General features: G+C 40.4%; 1 protein-coding gene. It reads right to left on the bottom strand.

Annotated features, from left to right (window positions below):
* Positions 1-297 (bottom strand): hypothetical protein (locus tag Q0822_RS18245; RefSeq protein ID WP_299126404.1); only part of this gene is annotated, 297 nt, incomplete at both ends.

The following is a 297-nucleotide window of genomic DNA, read 5'->3' as shown; positions in this document are numbered from 1 at the left end:
TCATTTTCTCTCAGATTAAATACCTCGACTCCATCGCCTGTGTTGGTATCATCACACAACTCTATATCTGGTAATTGATCACTTGGTGTTGGCGTTGGTATCGGATTGACTCTTATAGTAAATGTTACTGTATTGTAACATCCTGTAGCAATATTCTCTGCTCTTACGAAAATAGTCTGTACAGTACTGATGTTAGTGTATGGGCTCGTTATTGGACTTGTTGCATTCTCTGCATCTGCTAGTGTTTCGTAATACGTGATAGCAATCCCTGGCTGACCACCCAAAATCTCTGCATTG

This window comes from uncultured Winogradskyella sp., assembly GCF_947496485.1.
Lineage (GTDB): Bacteria > Bacteroidota > Bacteroidia > Flavobacteriales > Flavobacteriaceae > Winogradskyella.
The sequence above is the reverse complement of the archived record's forward strand: the minus strand, read 5'-3'. Positions and strand labels throughout refer to the sequence as shown.